Annotated in this window: 15 protein-coding genes; 8 read left to right on the forward strand and 7 right to left on the reverse strand. The window is 45.1% G+C overall.

What is annotated here, in order from left to right; all coding sequences use genetic code 11:
* A complete protein-coding gene (locus KCTCHS21_RS05225; protein WP_130605605.1) occupies positions 1–657 on the forward strand; it encodes a response regulator in 657 nt (218 codons plus the stop codon).
* Positions 647–1,705 (forward strand): sensor histidine kinase, encoded by a 1,059-nt coding sequence (locus KCTCHS21_RS05230; protein WP_232058088.1) that lies wholly within the window; start codon positions 647–649, stop codon positions 1,703–1,705. The genes KCTCHS21_RS05225 and KCTCHS21_RS05230 overlap by 11 nt, the downstream gene beginning before the upstream one ends.
* Positions 1,706–1,723: 18 nt before the next feature.
* Here KCTCHS21_RS05230 and KCTCHS21_RS05235 read toward each other — a convergent pair whose 3' ends face one another.
* Positions 1,724–2,734 (reverse strand): YpdA family putative bacillithiol disulfide reductase, encoded by a 1,011-nt coding sequence (locus KCTCHS21_RS05235; RefSeq protein ID WP_130605609.1) that lies wholly within the window; start codon positions 2,732–2,734, stop codon positions 1,724–1,726.
* 230 nt (positions 2,735–2,964) lie between these two features.
* Between KCTCHS21_RS05235 and KCTCHS21_RS05240 the strand changes: the two genes are divergently transcribed.
* Positions 2,965–3,498, forward strand: a complete 534-nt coding sequence (locus tag KCTCHS21_RS05240; RefSeq protein ID WP_130605611.1) for a TQO small subunit DoxD — start codon at positions 2,965–2,967, stop codon at positions 3,496–3,498.
* 71 nt (positions 3,499–3,569) lie between these two features.
* On the opposite strand, the gene KCTCHS21_RS05245 is transcribed toward KCTCHS21_RS05240, so the two are convergent.
* Positions 3,570–4,103, reverse strand: a complete 534-nt coding sequence (locus tag KCTCHS21_RS05245; RefSeq protein ID WP_232058089.1) for a PadR family transcriptional regulator — start codon at positions 4,101–4,103, stop codon at positions 3,570–3,572.
* 148 nt (positions 4,104–4,251) lie between these two features.
* Between KCTCHS21_RS05245 and KCTCHS21_RS05250 the strand changes: the two genes are divergently transcribed.
* The 5 genes from KCTCHS21_RS05250 (at position 4,252) to KCTCHS21_RS05270 (ending at position 9,789) form a co-directional block, all read left to right on the forward strand.
* Positions 4,252–5,709 (forward strand): DHA2 family efflux MFS transporter permease subunit, encoded by a 1,458-nt coding sequence (locus tag KCTCHS21_RS05250; protein ID WP_130605613.1) that lies wholly within the window; start codon positions 4,252–4,254, stop codon positions 5,707–5,709.
* A gap of 155 nt (positions 5,710–5,864) precedes the next feature.
* Complete coding sequence (locus KCTCHS21_RS05255) at positions 5,865–6,551, forward strand: queuosine precursor transporter (RefSeq protein ID WP_130605615.1); 687 nt, start codon at positions 5,865–5,867, stop codon at positions 6,549–6,551.
* A gap of 74 nt (positions 6,552–6,625) precedes the next feature.
* Positions 6,626–7,225 carry a sigma-70 family RNA polymerase sigma factor gene (locus KCTCHS21_RS05260; protein WP_232058090.1) on the forward strand — a complete coding sequence of 200 codons (600 nt, stop codon included), beginning with the start codon at positions 6,626–6,628 and terminating at the stop codon, positions 7,223–7,225.
* The gene (locus KCTCHS21_RS05265; protein WP_130605617.1) at positions 7,200–7,541 is read left to right on the forward strand and encodes a hypothetical protein; all 342 of its coding nucleotides are present in this window, start codon (positions 7,200–7,202) and stop codon (positions 7,539–7,541) included. Before KCTCHS21_RS05260 ends, KCTCHS21_RS05265 begins: the two co-directional genes overlap by 26 nt.
* Positions 7,525–9,789: a carboxypeptidase-like regulatory domain-containing protein gene (locus tag KCTCHS21_RS05270; RefSeq protein WP_130605619.1), complete on the forward strand. Its 2,265-nt coding sequence runs from the start codon at positions 7,525–7,527 to the stop codon at positions 9,787–9,789. Before KCTCHS21_RS05265 ends, KCTCHS21_RS05270 begins: the two co-directional genes overlap by 17 nt.
* Before the next feature lie 59 nt (positions 9,790–9,848).
* Here the strand turns inward: KCTCHS21_RS05270 and KCTCHS21_RS05275 are convergent, their stop codons facing one another.
* From KCTCHS21_RS05275 to KCTCHS21_RS05295, 5 genes are all read right to left on the reverse strand, one after another.
* Positions 9,849–11,195 (reverse strand): ABC transporter substrate-binding protein, encoded by a 1,347-nt coding sequence (locus KCTCHS21_RS05275; protein WP_130605621.1) that lies wholly within the window; start codon positions 11,193–11,195, stop codon positions 9,849–9,851.
* Positions 11,196–11,201: 6 nt separating this feature from the next.
* Positions 11,202–12,749, reverse strand: coding sequence for an ABC transporter substrate-binding protein (locus KCTCHS21_RS05280; protein WP_130605623.1), 1,548 nt, complete (start codon positions 12,747–12,749; stop codon positions 11,202–11,204).
* Between the two features lie 2 nt (positions 12,750–12,751).
* Entirely contained in the window at positions 12,752–13,303 is a 552-nt protein-coding gene (locus tag KCTCHS21_RS05285) for an RNA polymerase sigma factor (RefSeq protein WP_232058091.1), read from the reverse strand.
* 104 nt (positions 13,304–13,407) lie between these two features.
* A complete protein-coding gene (locus tag KCTCHS21_RS05290) occupies positions 13,408–14,709 on the reverse strand; it encodes an extracellular solute-binding protein (protein ID WP_130605625.1) in 1,302 nt (433 codons plus the stop codon).
* Positions 14,710–14,711: 2 nt separating this feature from the next.
* Entirely contained in the window at positions 14,712–16,001 is a 1,290-nt protein-coding gene (locus KCTCHS21_RS05295) for an ABC transporter substrate-binding protein (protein ID WP_130605628.1), read from the reverse strand.
* Between the last annotated feature and the right edge of the window lie 18 nt (positions 16,002–16,019).

Raw genomic sequence — 16,019 nt, forward strand, 5'->3', positions numbered from 1 at the left:
ATGATCCGAATATTGCTTGTCGATGATCATGCCGTCGTTCGCTCGGGGCTAGCTATGCTGCTGGGTGCCAAGGCAGATATGGAAGTGGTAGGGGAAGCTGCTGATGGAGAAGAGGCCATTAAGAAAGCTGAGCTGCTTGTTCCCGATGTCGTACTGATGGATTTAAGCATGCCCCACGGCAAAGATGGACTGAGCACAACGGCAGAATTAAAGAAGCGGCTGCCCGATATCGCGGTGCTTATTCTAACGATGCACGATGATGAAGAATACTTGTTTAGAGCCATTCATTTGGGCGCCTCTGGTTACTTGCTTAAGAGCTCACCGCATGAAGAGATGATTAGTGCAATTCGTCACGTTGCGGCAGGTGATGCATACTTGCATCCAACGGCAACGAAAAGATTAATGGGCGAGTACTTAGATAAGCTGAAGCATGGAAGCGATCATGGTACGTATGAATCATTATCGGAAAGAGAAAAGGAAATATTGGCGAAGGTGGCCCAGGGCTATACGAACAAGGATATCGCCGAGCAGCTAGTCATAAGCGTCAAGACTGTTGAATCTCACAAAAGCAACCTGATGGATAAGCTAAATCTCAAAACGAGGCCGGATCTCGTTAAATTTGCGATGAAGAAGGGACTGCTGAATTTTGAAGCCTAATGACAGCGGTAACTATTCGGAGTTCGGTGGTTCTTTAGAGGAAACGGTCAAGCAGCTATCGGGTCTTAAATATGCACTCGACGAGGCGTCTATTGTGGCTGTAACCGATCCGAAGGGGAAAATCCAATATGTAAACGATAGATTCTGTGATATTTCGCGGTATTCGCGGGAGGAATTACTTGGGCAGGATCATCGGATTATTAATTCAGGATTTCATGGTAAAGCCTTCATGGAGGAGCTATGGCACACAATCTCGTCAGGGAATGTGTGGCGGGGAGAAATTAAGAACCGGACTAAGGAAGGCAGCTACTATTGGGTAGATACGACGATTGTTCCTTTCTTGAACGAGGAAGGTAAGCCTTATCAGTATTTGGCCATTCGCCACGAGGTTACGGCTAGGAAGAAGGCGGAAGAGGAGCTGCAGCTGCTGCTTTCGCAAATGATGCAAATCCAAGAGGAGGAGCGCAGGCGATTCTCCCGGGATCTTCACGACGGAATTGGACAGAGCCTGTTTTCTTTGTTGATTTCTATGGATACGATTATTTCCGGTGGGGATTACGATAAGCTGGGGGCTCTAAGGGATGAGGTTGCCCACCTGATGGCAGACGTTCGGGGACTGGCTTGGGAGCTAAGACCGTCTGTTCTGGATGATCTCGGCGTTATTCCCGCTTTGCGTACTTATTTGGATACCTATTCGAAGCATTATGGAATTAAAGTCCACTTTACATCTGATTTACGTAAAAGATTGAGTATTCAAGAGGAAACCACAATATACCGCATCATTCAGGAGGCGTTAATGAATGTCGGTAAATACGCGGATGTATCCGAGGCAACAGTCTCGGTTCAGGATTGTGGTACCACTATAGAGGTATCCATACAGGACCAAGGCAAAGGCTTCTCAAGGACTGGGGGAACGAATGGAGTAGGTCTGTTCAGCATGGAAGAACGAGCAAGGGTAATTGGTGGCGAGCTGCATATCCGATCTACCCCGGGAAGTGGGACGGTCGTTTCACTGAGTATCCCTCAACCCGTAGCAGAAAGCGAATAGACGATTAGATTATTACAATTATATTTGCCCTTGAATATGTGACGCTATCAGCTTCCCGTGATGGCGTCCACTTTCGATGAAAATTTCGTTTGCTTCCCTGCCTGCAGCGATGACGCCGGCAATATAAAGTCCTGGTACATTCGTTTCCATTGTTTCCGGATGGAAGGCAGGTATCGTTGATTCCTCATTAACCTCTGCGCCAGCCTCTGTTAATAGCGTCCGTTCTGGACGAAACCCCGTTAAAGCGAGAACGAAGTCATTATCAATCTCAAATGGAGCACTGTCATCTGCGTCCAAGGGTTGAACGGTAACACTGCGCTCATTTATTTGAATGACGCGGGAAGAGAAGAGCATGCGAATTTTCCCTTTGCTAACCATGCTTTCAAATAGAGGTCTCACCCAAGGCTTAATGCTACGTGAATATTGATCTCCCCGATAGACAATCGTAATTTCTGCTCCAACTCGAAGGAGCTCCATCGCCGCGTCCACTGCGGAGTTGTTACCACCAATGATAGTCACCTTCATTCCCGTATAAGGATGAGCTTCCTGGAAAAAGTGACTTACCTTGGAAAGCTCCTCGCCAGGAATACCGAGCATGTTCGGATGATCAAAATAGCCCGTGGCGACAATGACGAAACGAGTCTCATATACGAGAACAGCTCCGAATCGATCTACAGTCTGTACCTGAAATGATCCGTCAGCTTGCGGAGTAATTGAAGTGGCGGATTCATAGGAGTTGATCCGTAATTTACTGCGCAGTGAGACATCACGATAATATTGCAATGCTTCGCGGCGAGTAGGCTTGTCATTCGGAGTGATGAACGCTATACCGCCAATTTCCAACAATTCTGACGTGCTGAAAAACTGCATATAGGTCGGATACTGATAGATGGAATGAACAACTGAGTTTTGCTCAATGATAAGGGACTGGATTCCGATAGCTTGAAGCTCAAGCGCGGCAGACAAACCACAAGGTCCGGCACCGATAATAACGACTTTCTCTGACTGTACGTTTATTTGCTCGTTCATCTGTATTCTCCATATTCTCCAGTTTAAGTTTTATCTTTATCTATAGATTTATGTTCTTATTGTAACATGTAATGGCGTTCAGACCGAAGGGGAATGAGTTGGGTGATATAGAATGAAAAAATAAAATTTTCCATCAAACTTGTGACTTAATTCACATACATGAGCTCGGTTAAGGCTCATACTGAGAATATAGAAAGCATTAGTACACAGGAATGGGAGAGATGGCAACAATGATTACGAAATTTCTTAAAGAGAATGTATGGGCTGCGGTAGTATTAACATGTGTTCGAATCTATCTTGGGTGGCAGTGGCTCGAGGCTGGTTGGCATAAATTGACGGGTAGTGAAGCTTTTACAGCAGCGGGTTTCTTGAAAAATTCGATCAATAATCCGGTTGCTGATAAAGCAACCAAGGAAGCCATTTATCCGACTTACACAGCTTTTCTTGAGCATTTCGCATTACCGAATGTGAAGCTCATTGACTTCTTAATTCCAGCCGGTGAATTTCTAGTGGGATTAGGACTAATCGTTGGGGGATTAACGGCAGCAGCAGCCTTCTTCGGCATCCTGATGAACTTCATGTTCCTGTTTGCAGGCACGGTATCGACTAATCCATGGTTACTGATGATTGGTACGATCGTCTTTATCGCTGGAGCGAATGCTGGAAAATTCGGCTTGGATTACTACTTGATTCCTTGGATACGCAAAGGCTGGAACATCGTCACCAAGCGAGGGAAGCCTACAAACAAGAAAGTCACCATCTAAAAAAGTTAATGATTACTTCATAGCGAAGGGGTTGTCCCAGAAGGTCTTAAACGATCTGAGGTGCAGCCCCTTTATTTTTTGTTTTCCTCCGGCAAAATGGACAGCACCCACTCACACCATTCAATGTTGGTACGATAGCTCATTACGCCTTTCTTGAGTAAAATATAGGAGCCAAACAACGGAGAATGATAAGGGGGAGCTTCCCCATCTGATATACCACACTTGCTCTGTATAAGGCTTATCTTTTCCTGAAAATGAAGCAATCTGGTCTGATAATAGTCAAGCCTATCATCGAATAGCTTCCGGGAGATTTCCGGGTCGACTGTAGAAATGCAATAGGCTTTCAAATTGATTTCATCCCGCATAACCGGGATGGCTGAGGGTTCAGCTAACCACTCACGAAGTGAGTCGATGCCCTTTTCCGTTATGGAATACACCTTTTTATCAGGCTTATCGGTTTGGGCGATTAATTCGAACGTCACTTGATTTTCTTTCTCCATGTTAGCGAGCAAGGGATAGATTTGACTATGCTTAGCGGGCCAGAATGGCTGGAGTTTAAGCATGAGATCGTATCCCGACAATGAATTGTGGGACAGTAAGCTCAACAGACCATACGACAGAGTATTTATTACGGAAACCTCCACTCTATATAAATTTTGACATAACAATTAAGAAGTAGTATGATTATTCTCTTCGCTCAATAGTATATGTAAATTGAGACATAAAAACAATAAAGGATGTGGTGAGGGGTACATGAGTAATACGAACAATCAACAAATACGTTTCTGGCCAATTATGGTTGCAATTTTTATTGGATCTTTCTTATGCGTTCTAGCATCAGCAACCATTAACCTTGCGCTAGAGATTTTAACTGATCACTTTCATACGACGCTCGGCACGGTTCAATGGACGATGACGGGATTTATGCTGGCTATGGGTACAACGGCGCCGATTGCTGGTTATTTAGGAGAGAGATTTAGCTATAGACGTCTTTATCTATTTTCACTTATTGGCTTTACCTTAGCCTCTGCGCTGTGCGCATTAGCTTGGAACGAACAAACGTTAATTGTTTTCCGTGTATTGCAGGGTGCATTCAGCGGACTTATTATTCCAGCTACAATGTCGATTATTTACCAAGTTATCCCTAGAGAAAAACAAGCGATGGCGATATCCTTCTGGGGATTATCGGCTATGCTAGCTCCGGCATTCGGACCGACGATTAGTGGTTGGATTTTGCAAAACTTCGATTGGCAGTGGCTATTCTTGATGAATATTCCAATCGGCTTACTCGCTATCGCGTTTGTGTTCGCTTATATTCCTTATTATCGTCTTAATGTGCCTAAGAGCTTTGACGGTATTGGTTTTGTAACTGTTGTGCTGAGCAGCTCTTCCTTACTGCTTGCACTCGGACAAGGACACGGCTGGGGCTGGGACTCTTGGAAAATCATATCATTGCTCATTTTCGGTGCGCTCAGTCTAATCGTATTTATATGGTGGGAGCTAAGAACGGAAACTCCGCTCCTGAACTTGCGGGTATTCAAGAACACTCGCTTCACTTTGAATGCCATTATAGCTAATATCATTACCATTAGTCTCTATTCAGGAACATTTTTAACGCCAATATTCTTGCAGAGAATTCAGCATGTGTCGGCTATGGACACAGGACTTATCCTCTTGCCTGCTTCGTTGGTTATGGCTTTGGCTATGCCATTCGTTGGAAGGCTGTATAATATCGTTGGTCCTCGTTGGCTCATGGCTACGGGAATCGCATTGCTAACTCTCGGCACTTTGACTTTGAGCTGGTTAAGCATAGATGTTTCCCATTCCTATATTGTATGGTGGATGATTGTGAGGAATTTGGGTATTGCGCTAGTAGTCATGCCGTCTAGTAACGCTTCCATGGAGCAGATACCTGCTGAGCTGTCAGGACACGCTTCGGCTATTTCTAACTGGACTCGTAACGTGTTTGGATCTTTCGCAATTGCAATCTTTTCGACTTTGCTTGCATCCCGTTCCATCGTTCACGCTAAAGATATGGTGATTTCTGGTGCAACGGATGAGGTGCATATCAAGATGATGTCTTTCACCATGAGTGTTAATGACGTATACGTCATTGCTACCATAATCGCGGTAGTAGCACTGCCATTAAGCTTGTTGGTTGGAAAAATAAAATATCCAGCAAGTGAAACGGGCAAAAGCAAAGCTGATTAATTAAATAAACTGCACCAATAGGGTAGCCGATAGAACCAGGGAAGTAATTCCCGGTACTATCGGCTATTATTGTGTGCTATAATCATAGACGTTTGCTTCGCAAAGCGGAGCCGCGGTTCGCAAACTCCCGCGTCAACAAAACTAGGAGGATGTTTATGTTTAATCTGGGTTGGGGCGCGATATTCGTCCTGGTCAATTTTGCGTTGTTCCTGATCTGCTACCGATTGTTTGGGAAGCAGGGGCTATATGCCTGGATCGCCGCATCGGTCATTCTCGCCAACATTCAAGTGGTGAAGACGATCGAAATGTTCGGGTTCGTTATGACACTCGGTAACACCATGTACGGCACGATCTATCTCACGACGGATTTACTGAATGAGAAGTACGGAGAGAAGGAAGCTAAGAAAGCGGTATGGTTCGGGTTCTTCTTCTTACTCATGTCCACGATTATCATGCAGATGGTACTCGTATTCCAGGATTTCGATGGTGGAATTCCAGCACAGGCTTCCTTGGAAACGATATTCGGTCTAGCACCAAGAATTGCTGCAGCGAGCTTATCTGCCTACCTTGTAAGCCAATTTCTCGACGTTAAGCTGTTCAGCAGGCTCAAGGTAAAGTTCCCCACACGAAGCCAGCTTTGGATTCGTAATAACGGAAGCACGGGAGTTAGCCAGATGGTAGATACACTTATCTTCTGCACAATTGCCTTTGCCGGTGTTTATCCATGGGATGTGTGGTGGGAAATTGCGATTACCACTTATGTACTTAAGTTTATTATCTCGGTCGCTTCGACCCCGGTTATCTATATTGCCAGAAGCTTTAAGACCAAAGAGTCAATATAACGGTTACAGCTAGCTACTGACCTTCAAAAAAACTTCCGCGAGGAAGTTTTTTTTGTTATCGTAGCAACCAGATCATGCTGGGACGCATCTTAATGTATAGGAGAGGGGGAGCCAGTCTGGATGTCGTACAAAGGTTAATAGAAAAAGATGAAACCGCGCTTCAGGAGCTAATGATGCAATATGGCGATGAGCTATTGCGAACAGCCTATTTGCTTGTTAGAGATCAGCAGACAGCGGAAGAAGCTGTCATGGATACTTTTGCGCAAGCCTATAGCAAAATTCAGCAGCTTAAAGAGCCGGCCAAGCTGAGAAGCTGGCTCCTCCGGATGGTTGTTAATCGGTGCCGTATGAAAATGCGAACATGGAGCTGGAGGAACATACTTCCTTCTGCTCATGTTGATCAGATGGTAGAGGCAACCGAGCAAAGTCCAGAAGAGCTGATGTTAGCAGAGTGGCGCCATGAATGCTTAAGTGATGCCATTCTAAAGCTTGATTATATTTACAGAGAAGCTATTACATTGTTCTACTATAACGGTTTAAATGTAGCGGAAATTTCGGAGCAAATTAAGTGTAACGAAAACACGGTAAAAGCACGGCTGTCCAGAGGACGGGCGAAGCTTAAACAGATGCTGGGGGAGGGGGATGGAGATGAAACCGGAGCAAGAGCTTATTAAGAGACAACTAGAGGAAGAGCTTGAGCTGCTGCGATTCAGCAGGGGAAGAGAGGTATTGGAGCGTACCCATCCCCGTTCATGGCGTTCTCGATTGAAAGCATTCTGGAACAAAGAAATCGAGCTACCTGTTATCCCGTTAGGAGTGGGTATAGCGCTGATAGCAACAATTGTAATGATTGCCCAGCTGGATAAGGATGAGCATAGGGGAGCGGATGCCATCTATCTTCAGAAGCGGCAATTAATTGAGATAGGCGGTAACACCTATTGGAAGGATGACTATGAGAAAGCGGTGAGCGAAGATGAAAGTAACCCTTAAAGTAAAGCATATCGTTACGGGAGGGCTCTCCATCGGGATCGTTCTATGTGTGCTATTCTTATTCGTGATCCCGAAGCTACAGGTTGTTAACGCTCAGAAAAATTACGAGCAAGGCAAAGGGAATGGGAAGGCTAATTTGCTTGCTATTATTAATCATCCTCCATCAGAGAGTAAGAAATGGGAGCTTATCCGTAAGTATATGATTCAGACGGACCCCATTTCTATTGTGCATAGTTTTAATGTCTTTGTAGGACCTAGCTCTACGATGACCCAGGGTAGCGGGAGCGAAGTTGGGAGTGAGAGCTGGACCTGGGAGGAGAAGCTACCGTATCTGGAAGCTTATTTGTCCGAAGGACCAACGGACGGACAGTTCTTGGTTTCTGCAGCAAGGCAGCTCGCATACTATTACAGTAGTGAAGGAAGGGTAGACCAAGCTCTTGCAGCAATTGCTCTGGCTGAGAAGCGAAGGGTGAATAAGAATAACAACGAGCTGAAGTTAGAGCAAGTGAAGCTCTATATAGATAACAATGAGCTCGACAAGGCAAAGCAAGTGCTGAATGAATGGAGCCATCAGCCTGTATCCCACAATGTGGACATCAATGGGGAGGCAGTGAAGCTGTGGATGAAAATTTTAATACAGGAAGGTGACCCAGATCGAGCATTAGAGAAGGTAAGTCAGGAGCTGGATGCCTTAAGGAAGACGTTAGCGGATAATAAGAAGCTGTCTCCCGAGATGGAAAATCCCGTTCCGATGGCGCTGGAGCAATTAACGTCACTTAAGGCAAATCTGGAAAATTTTATAAATCACAATGGTCATTCAACTTCGACGGTATCAGGGACGATTACTAAAAGCGACGGTACCCCAATGAAGCGTGTTGGAGTCTATCTGCGAGCGAGTAAAGATGTTAATCGTAGCGTGACGGAGGGCGAGCCCTATCAGACTCTAACTGATGCTAAGGGACACTACGAGTTCAAGGGAGTGCTTCCAGGCAGCTACCAGCTGCACTTAGGCCTTCTCTTCGAGCAAATTGACGGATGGACGTGGCCAACGACGAACTGGGATTGGATTGATGTAGGGCAAAGTCAAAGCCTATCGGAGAATGTTGTGCTGAAGCCCTTAATCACGATTCAATCGCCGATTAATAAGCAAGCTATTACCGGAGACACAATGAAATTCCAGTGGGAGCTAGTGGAAGGTGCTGCTTATTATAATCTAAATGTCAATTTACCTATGGGGAATGGTACGATGGGATCAACGCTTCAAGAGTATATCCGACATAACTATCTTGAGCTTCCCATTGAGCAGTTATATGACAAATCTACGGGAATCTCTTTTAAAGATGTAGGAGATACGCTAGTGCCTGACGAAGCGACACTGTTAGGCTTTGCTAATCCGAACAGCCAATTCAGCTGGAGCGTCGAGGCTTTCGATGAGCAGGGAAGACCAATTTCTAAGAGCAATGGTTATCGACTAAATGAGAATACAATAGGTGATTTACCTTTCTTCTACTTGAAAAGCCGTTCTCTAACGGAAGCTGACCAATTGCTGCTTGATGAAAAGGTAGACGAAGCATTGGCAGCATACAAACGATCATATAGTAGTAATAATCAGGACCGGCACAGTCTACGGATGATTATCCGGATTTACGAGGCTCAGGCGTCATCCTCACCGAAAATAAGCTCATCTGAACAGGCAATTCCTTATATTAAGGAAATGGTTAAACTAAAGTCGTCAGGAGAGTATCTCTACAGATTGTTTCACTATTATTACGAGCAGAAGGATTGGACACAGGTCAACCAATATTATAAGCTAATTTCTCAGGAAAATGAGGGGCAGGTTGATTCTTATACGAGGTCCATTTATGCGACGGCATTAATGAACCAGAGCCGGCTGAAGGAAGCCGCAGAACAATTTGATCTGGCCATGAGAGAGGACAGGAGTCATCGTTTTATCGGCAATTACTTGGCTGTAGTGCTACATGATACGAAGACGTTTGATGCTGCCATACAGCTGGCGAGCGAATATCCGGAGCGTTCCTTCGGGGAAAGCACCCCGGTATGGCTGGATTTAATCAAGGGACTTGAAAGTGAAGCTGCCACATTCGGTGTACCAGAGTATTTCAAGGAGCTTCAAGAGAAGCTGGAGCTGTATTATAACGGAGATAAGAAGTCCATAGACTCTTGGGCAGTAACGACGAAGCTAACGAGGATGAGGAATTTTATTAAGTCGTTGTTTGAAGTGAACTAGAAGGAAAGAAGAGAAGAGCCATCCGGGGAAAACTTTCGGATGGCTCTTCTGCTTGTTTATTATTTCTTCGCCGTCAACTCATCTAGCAGAGCTTGACCTTCTTTTTGCAATGCAGCCAAAGCTTGTTCTGTAGAGAGCTTTCCTGCTATAGTCGCATTCATTTGCTCGTTAGCTAGCTTGTAGAAGGGAGTGTAAAATTCCTTCGGGATAGCACTGTTCATAAAATTATTCGTATCAAGCCAGCCGCGTTGGTTATAGAAAGGCTCGTAATTAGGATCATTTCTCCACTTCGGATAGTTCTTTAAGGAGAACAATCCTTCGTCGGTGGAGGCGTAAATTTTGCCCATCTCCTCTGAATGGAAATATTGTATGGCTTTCCATGCAAGCTCAGGCTGGGCAGAAACGGTAGGGATGGCAAAGATATAATCGATACCAAACCACCCGACACGCTCTGGATCACGTATGCTGACCGGACCCGAGTATATGCCCCATTCGAAGGAAGGAGGCTTACTGTTGAGCTTTCTAAGTAGACCGTCCTGTCCGACTGTCATAGCTGTTTTTCCTTGATAGAACAAATCCATTGCCTTCTGGTCATTTTCGGTAACGTAGGTCGTTCCGTCAATCTCTTTAAGCTTCCGATTCATTGTACCTACCGATCCCATACGATAAGAATCTGCCACAAGGCTCCAAATCTTTTTCCACTCGTCGGAAGTCATTGTCATCTTCGCTGTACGGGTATTAACAAAATTCATACCTTCTGTGTCAGAAATGGTCTGAACCATATCGAATGGTGTTTTGATGTTGGATTCATAGAATCCATAGCTCCCCTTCTCTAAGCTGGCATCCTGCATGAAACGGTCGGATAGCTTAAGCACCTCGCTCCAGGTCATTCGGTCATGCGGCTCTTCAATACCGTAAGAACGAAACATCGTTTTATTATAATAGAACACAGAGGTTCGATAGCTTGGGGACAATCCGAATAGCTTGCCTTCCTCATTCCCCTTGAGTAAATCAATTACGCCCGGAACGAAAGCATTAAGATCCATGCCGTCCTTGCGGGACGCCCATTCCCCTAAGTCGCGAAGCAATTCATGATTGGCTAGCACTGGATATTGAATGCCATTTAGAATGACGAGATCGGGCTTCTCGCGTTGTAGGAAATCGGAGAACGTCTTGATCGCTTCTGGTGCTTTCATCTCATAAAGATTTAGCTCGTCCATGGGTAATACGGTAATATCCCAATCTGGAAAATGACCGCTAAAGTAGGAATGGAACATGAATTGGTACGTATCTTTGCTAATTATCGCTAATCTAAGCTGCTTTGTTCCTTCTGGCTCAACGTTCGGCTGACAGCCTGACATGAGGAGAGAGAGGAGACAAATGGCAAGTATAGGCCATCTTTTCATTAACGGTTATTCTCCTTTTCCAGCTGAAGCATCCTTGAGCGCTGTATTAGTCATATTGCTGAATTGGGACTGCAGAGCTTGCATCGCTTCCTCGATCGTACGTATTCCAGCAATGACGGAACGGAACTCGTCATTGCCTATCAGCTGCAGCCGTTGAATGAGCTCATTATTAGCTGGATTGAACGTGAGCTTAGCTTTGTTTAGAACAGAGGAGCTATTCGCCTTTAATCTATAAAATACATCTTCTCCTTGCCCGCTCGAGTCCGTAGAGGTCGGGAGCCGTGAGGAGAGCAAAGAAAAATAGTCGGTCTTGTCTTGTTTAGCTTTCTCGGGTCCTGTCATGAATTTAAGAAGTGCCCATGCTGCTTCTGCGCGGGGGGATTTCGCATTGACTGCATAGACTGTCGAAACGGAAAATTGTGTAGCTTGATCGGGGTGAGCATTGGAAACCGGTTGCGTCACGATACCCCACTGCGCATTAAATCCTATTTCCTTCTCGGCAGAAAGAATATCCTGGCGATAATAGCTCGGCTTTATTGCCATAGCGGCTCTACCCGACAGGAAAGGGTCTGCCTTGTATAGATCGGTCATCAAGATGTCTCCATTAGCTGATGCCGGTGCTCTGGCCTCACCAGAGATCCAGCCTTCCTTGTACCCTCGGACAACGTCAGCCCATACTCCGCTCCAAGCTGAAGAATCAATCGTGGCCTGCATATTAGCTGCATTTATCATGCGTAAATCTTCCGTTTCTCCGATAGCCTGAATGAGATCGAATGGCCGAGAATCCCATGCGGTTGTAAGTCCGTATATGGGCTTGCCTTCTGAGTCTTTGCCATTAAAGCGGGCTGCGAGCTGTAGAATGTCCTTCCAAGTCATTTGATCGGTTGGTAGCTGTATGTCCAGCTTATTAAACAAGCTCTTATTATAGTAAAGCGCATCTGTTTCGAAGTAGGGAGAGAGACCGTACAATGTCCCAGCTCCGGCCTCTCGAATCGTTTGAATGACAGGCTCGTGAACTTGCTTTAATGAATAATTGTCTCTGGATATCCAACTATCCAATGGTTTGATTAAGCCCTCATTAGCCAAATCATCAATTAGAAATAACGGTATCTGTACAATGTCGGGCTCATTTTCCAGAAACCATTTCTTATATTCTGCAAAATCATAGGATTCAGGAGGTTGAGGGACATCGAATTGCACCTTCGGGTGCTTAATGATGAAAGGCAGTCCAATCTGGCGCATAAAACTAGACTTGTCATAGTATTGCACATTAAGCTTAACGTCTTCCTTGTCCCATGCGGTGAACTTGGCTTGACGGCTAGCTGAATCAGCATCTTGGCTAAAATATCGCTTTATGGGATCTTGGAATAGCCAAGCAGATCCAAGCAATGTAACTGCAAGTATAGCTGCCATGATAGGCTGAAATTTACGCTTCCTTGCTTGTGGCATTCGGACACGCTCCTTAATCTTGTTCATTATATTTTCAGAGAAGCCTCCCATGCCTAAGGGAGCCTCGTCCAGTTCCTTCTCCCAGTCGGTTTGTTTTAGGTTCATGTTTATTCACTCCTCTCGGATAGAGATGCGGACATGAGACTGCCCATTGCCTGACGGGCTCGGTGAAGACGGGACTTAACTGTGCCCTCTGAGAGCTCTAACAGCTCTGCTATTTCCTTCATAGATAAGTGATGGTGGGCGAATAGCAGCAGCACTTCTCGTTGCTTACGTGGGAGATCTAGCACTAGGCTCCAAATATGATTTTTTTCCTCGCTGCTGAACCATTCATTTTCCGCAGAGCGTTGATAATCCTGCCTAAACCAAGAGGGCACTAATTGGACTCTGCGTATCCAAGCTGTTTTCAAATAATCAAGAGAAGTATTACGAGTAATGGTTAATAGCCAAGACTTGACACTTGAGCCGCCACGGAACGTATCAAGGTGCTCATATACTTTCACGAAGACATCCTGGGTAATATCATCGGCTAAGTCTCTACGTTTAGTCATGAAATAGGCGTAGTGCCACACATCTTTGCCGTAGGTCATCATTAGCTCACTGAATAGACCCGGCTTGTCCAAGCCATCGGTTATGTGTTTCAGGTAATTAAATCTCAACTTCGTTTCTCACTCCCCTCGGGAATATGACGACTTAGCTTGGATAAAGTTCCCTTTCAGAAAAAAACCCCCACAAACGGCATAGCCGGTCATGAGGTACTCATCTAATCCTTAGTTTGCAAAGCCGCCTTCGCTTCGTCCACCGCCTGTTGACCTTTGATCTCGATTTCTGTCAATGCATTATCTATGGATTTTTCACCGCGAATGACTTGATCTAGAATGGGGCCGGCAGCTTCTTGAAAAGCGTTTAAGATTTCTTGATTGATGCTCACATACGGACTAGGATCGTTAGGAATGGCCTGCAAGGTATATAGGGAAGCAAGATCATCCTTGCCGGCAATAGGCTGTATATATTCCGTAATGAGAGGAATTTCACGGTGCTTGTAGTTAGCCATTAAACGGGTATTTTCCGAATCGGTTATCATATACTTGAGCAGCTTCCAAGCCTCCTCGGGATGAGGAGAGGCAGAAGAAATGCCGAAAACCTCATTAACACTATAGTAACGGGAACGATCAGGCTGTTCAGGATTAATAGGTGGTGTAACCAGTCCCCAGTTAATAGGCTCAGTGCCCTCCATCTTTGCGAACTCCTCGTAGCTATAGGCTGACGTAAGGGTTCCAAGAGTCATAGCTGCCTGTCCTGTTAGGAATAGAGGATACCCCGCGTCATCTTCCCCGTACAAGGCTTTTGATCGGAATGCTTCTAATGTATAATTCAGAATTCTTTTCCACTCATCTGTATTGATTGTAACCTTGAGGGTTTGCGGCTGAATGTAGGACAAGCCTTCGATCCGACCTGCCTCCAACAGATACTGTAGCTCAGCCTGCTGGGAGTAATTCTTCTGAAAGCCGTACAGCGCTTTACCGTCTTTATTTTGTTTGGGGAAGCGTGAAGCTAAGGCAAAGATATCCTTCCAGCCCATCTCAGAATGAGGAGGAGTAATGCCGAATTGGCTAAATAAATCCTTATTGTAAAATAACGCCTCACCTGAGAATGTTGGAGAAACGCCATAAAGCTCACCATTATCCGCAGCAGATTTCAATAAAGTGGTCATTATTGGGGACACCTTCGTTAAATCCTGATCTTTGTCCTGCTGAAACCGGGATGCTAAGGAAAGTAAATGACCTTGTTCAATTTCCTGCCGATACTGTGAGAGCTGCTGCATGTACTGGATATCAGCATCCTGGCTCGGATTGGCTGCTTCCCAGTCATAAGGAATAACTTGAATTTGAATGTTTGGATACTTTTTCTCAAATCCATAGCCATAGTCCCGGTAAAACTTCTGAGCGGATGGGTAGCTAACCTGCAAAATGACGGTCTCTTGCGGTTTGGAGCTCTGGCAGCCTGATAAGACGGTAACGGAACCAACGATTAGGACTAGCAGGTGGATCATTTTGAAGCGCATCTTTATTCCTCCGTTGCATTAGCGGGTTCGGATTTGAGCAGCAGCTCTGCTTTCCTCTGAAGCTCGTTTAGGGCCGTATCTAATGCGATATTGGGGTTAGACAGCAACTCGTTAAGAGTAAGGGAGGCTAACTCCCGTAATGGATCGGGAAGTGCGTCTGTAGCTGAGAGCTCTGGACGCAGCCGATGGAATACAGCTCTGTGCGTACGTTCCTCTTCATTAATGCCAAGCTGACTAGATAAGGTAGAGAGTCCATTCATGTCATTATTTTGCCACTTGGCTGCACGCTCGGATAATAAGAACTGCAGTACCTCCCAAGCATCATCGGAATTAGTCGAAGTCTGAGAAATAGCATAAAACCCATTAACATTCAGAGCAGTGGAGACATCCGGCTTAGTTGGATTGACGGGCATCGTGATCAAATCCCATTGAAAACCGAGCCGGCTCTGTTCGAATTTGTTTAAATCATTGCTATGCATTGTCGTCATAGCCCGCTCTCCAGAAAGAAACGGGTTTTCGTTAATGTCATCGAAGAGGATTTTACCGCTTCTTAAGGGCTGTATTGCGGAATCCCATACGTTACGCCATTCCACATTGTTAAATGAAACGGTGCGAGAAGCTGCATTATAGAGAGGTAGATTTAGTGTTTTACCCATCTCTAGAATCCAGTCCAAGGGGGTTCTGTCGATAATGGAGAGACCTTGCGGAAAACGCTGTGCGAGAAGGTTTATGTCATTCCAGCTCATTCCGTCCGTAGGGTAGGTAACTTTATACTTATCGAATAACTCTTTGTTAAAGGCAAGGGCTCGTCCATAAAAATACGGCGGCAGTCCATATAATTTTCCGTTACCATATAGCTTCGTGAGGGCAATGACTTCGGGTACTCTATTATCCAGTGAGTAGGAGTCCTTCTTCAAATAAGGCTCTAGCTCTTTGAGCTGCCCCAGATCGATAAACGATTCAAATAAATGCGCGGGTATGTACATCAGATCGACAGGATGGGCTTTTACCCATTCCTCAATAGTCACTTTGCTACGGTATAAATCGCTCATGGGAACAATATTAACCTTCAGCTTGGGATACTCTCGTTGTAGAAGATTGGAATACGTTTTTTCGAAGCTTTCCTCGGACAAGTAACCTATGTTTAATGTAATGTTATCTTTATCAACTAACGGAGTAGGCTTGGAGTCAGTGCAACCGACTATAAGTATAGAGAAAAGACAGATGACAATTAGCAACACAATTAATTTCCTCAGATGACACACCTCTTCCAAATTCGACCTTTTCTTCATCCTACATGATGGAATAGA

It is taken from the genome of Cohnella abietis (assembly GCF_004295585.1).
GTDB classification, from domain to species: domain Bacteria; phylum Bacillota; class Bacilli; order Paenibacillales; family Paenibacillaceae; genus Cohnella; species Cohnella abietis.

Coding starts and splice junctions, on each gene's coding strand:
- KCTCHS21_RS05270 (WP_130605619.1), top strand. CDS start 7,525: ATGAAAGTAACCCTTAAAGTAAAGCATATCGTTACGGGAGGGCTCTCC.
- KCTCHS21_RS05240 (WP_130605611.1), top strand. CDS start 2,965: ATGATTACGAAATTTCTTAAAGAGAATGTATGGGCTGCGGTAGTATTA.
- KCTCHS21_RS05235 (WP_130605609.1), bottom strand. CDS start 2,734: ATGAACGAGCAAATAAACGTACAGTCAGAGAAAGTCGTTATTATCGGT.
- KCTCHS21_RS05250 (WP_130605613.1), top strand. CDS start 4,252: ATGAGTAATACGAACAATCAACAAATACGTTTCTGGCCAATTATGGTT.
- KCTCHS21_RS05295 (WP_130605628.1), bottom strand. CDS start 16,001: ATGAAGAAAAGGTCGAATTTGGAAGAGGTGTGTCATCTGAGGAAATTA.
- KCTCHS21_RS05290 (WP_130605625.1), bottom strand. CDS start 14,709: ATGCGCTTCAAAATGATCCACCTGCTAGTCCTAATCGTTGGTTCCGTT.
- KCTCHS21_RS05255 (WP_130605615.1), top strand. CDS start 5,865: ATGTTTAATCTGGGTTGGGGCGCGATATTCGTCCTGGTCAATTTTGCG.
- KCTCHS21_RS05260 (WP_232058090.1), top strand. CDS start 6,626: ATGCTGGGACGCATCTTAATGTATAGGAGAGGGGGAGCCAGTCTGGAT.
- KCTCHS21_RS05225 (WP_130605605.1), top strand. CDS start 1: ATGATCCGAATATTGCTTGTCGATGATCATGCCGTCGTTCGCTCGGGG.
- KCTCHS21_RS05275 (WP_130605621.1), bottom strand. CDS start 11,195: ATGAAAAGATGGCCTATACTTGCCATTTGTCTCCTCTCTCTCCTCATG.
- KCTCHS21_RS05280 (WP_130605623.1), bottom strand. CDS start 12,749: ATGAACCTAAAACAAACCGACTGGGAGAAGGAACTGGACGAGGCTCCC.
- KCTCHS21_RS05265 (WP_130605617.1), top strand. CDS start 7,200: ATGAAACCGGAGCAAGAGCTTATTAAGAGACAACTAGAGGAAGAGCTT.